We start from the raw sequence: 1,823 nt of genomic DNA, 5'->3' as shown, positions 1-1,823 counted from the left end.
AACGTCGGCCAGATCATCCAGGACCAGACACCCACCGCGACCAGGAACCAGGAAGCCTTCTTCGACAGCGTCACCCCACCACCTTCGCACCCGTCGCGGCCTACTGGTGATCATTTGTCGTCTCCCGCGCGGGCCCTGGGGCGGCGCTGGGAGCGTCGAGGTAGATGAAGCCGTAGGCCTCGTCACGAAAGGGGATCCCAGCGGCCCGCAGGGCATCGTCCCAGTCGCCGGTGCACGCGGGGTCCGCGCCTTCGCTGCCGTGGTCGGCGGTCAGCAGGATGGCGGTGTCGTCGGTGAGCCCGCGCGCGTCGAGCAGGTCGAGGAAGGCCCCCAGACGCCGGTCGGCGTCAATCATCGACGCGCGGGCCTGCGGCGAGTAGGGCCCGCCGCCGTGGTGCCCGGTATCGGTCAGCGTCGTGTTCCACCACATGAACGCGGGCGGCTGCGCATCCCCGCCCCACAGCTGCTCAACCTGCGTGAGACCGAGCGCGTCCACCTGGGTCGACCAGGCGTAGTCCGGATCCGCCTCGACCCACCGCGCGGTCGCGTACGGGTCGTCCTGTGCCGAGGGCAGATGCTCACCCAGGCCGCTGGCGCCATCGCCGCCGTTCATCGAGCGGACCAGCGCGAAAGTCGAATAGGTCGCGCCCCGGTCGACCGGCTCGTTCACACACGCCGTCGACACGCCCGGACGTGCCGCCGCGATCGCCTCGAAAATCGTCCATACGCCGTCCCGGAGCTGGTCGCACGCCACATGCCAGGTGGACGAGTCGTTGGCGATGATCCGGCGCCCGGTCTCGCGGTCGAAGTAGACGTTGTTCAGGATGCCGTGCCGTCCCGGGCCCACCGCGGTCAGCGCCGAGGTGTGGTTCGTGAGCGTGACGCTCGGGAACTCGGCGATGGCACCACCGGCCAGGGCACACCCCCGCGCCAGCAGGCGCGCAACGGCCGGCAGCTCACCCGTGCCGGCCATGTTCAGCAGATCATTACAGTTCGCGCCATCCCAGAGCAGCCCGACGACATGGCGGGCGCCCGGCTCACAGAGGTCCGCGAGCGGCCGGCCGTCGATCTCTGCCCCTTGCGGGCCCGTCATGGACGCCCCGGCCAGCAACGCCAGGGTCGGCGCGATGTCAACGGTGCGGGCGAAGCGGTCGAGCATGCCCCGCCCACGGACCCCGGCCCCGGACAGCAGCAGCGGTGCCCGGGACTGGCCCGCGTCCAGCGACCCGTGCTCACCCAGGTGGCCGCCGCGTTCCGGCCAGTGGTGCGCGGCGCTGTGGACGACCACGATGTCCGGTGACCGGTGCGGATCGGCGAAGGCCGAGGCGAGCCGTACGCCGGCAAGCGGGTAGGAGTTGCGGCTGTTCGGCGGTGACGGATCATCCAGCGCCGCGTCCATGGGAACACCGTGCATCGGGTCCTGCACGGCCACCGGATCGTGCCCGCGCAGGACCTGCCAGGGGCCGGTCGGGTCGGCGAGGGCAACCCTGGAAGCGCCGCCAGCGTTGGCGACGGTAAGCCAGCCGTCACGAACCCACGCGACGACATCCACGATGCCGGCGAGATCCGGGTGGGTCAGGACGGCGACCGCGGCGGACAGGTTGTCACCATCAGCCCTGACGCGGACCTGATTGCCCGTGGTCAGGGCTGTGTCGTGAGCACCGGTCTGGACCGGGAACGTGCGCTGGCTGCTGGGCACGATCAAACACTACCGGCACGCCATGGCCCGCCAGGAGACATTCCGATCAACGCCCCCTGATATTTCAGAAAGGCGCTTGGCGGCCGCCGCCGGCAGGCCCTGGATGAACGTCCGGCGGCGGCCG

Annotated in this window: 1 protein-coding gene; it reads right to left on the bottom strand. The window is 70.8% G+C overall.

Annotated elements, in window-relative coordinates:
* Window positions 1–100: 100 nt before the first annotated feature.
* Window positions 101–1,699: an alkaline phosphatase family protein gene (locus MJ785_RS14745; protein WP_239381369.1), complete on the bottom strand. Its 1,599-nt coding sequence runs from the start codon at window positions 1,697–1,699 to the stop codon at window positions 101–103.
* Between the last annotated feature and the right edge of the window lie 124 nt (window positions 1,700–1,823).

It is taken from the genome of Protofrankia sp. CiT1, from assembly GCF_917627335.1.
Classification (GTDB): Bacteria; Actinomycetota; Actinomycetes; order Frankiales; family Frankiaceae; genus Protofrankia.
Note: the sequence above shows the minus strand (reverse complement) of the source record. Positions and strands in the feature narration are given on the sequence as shown.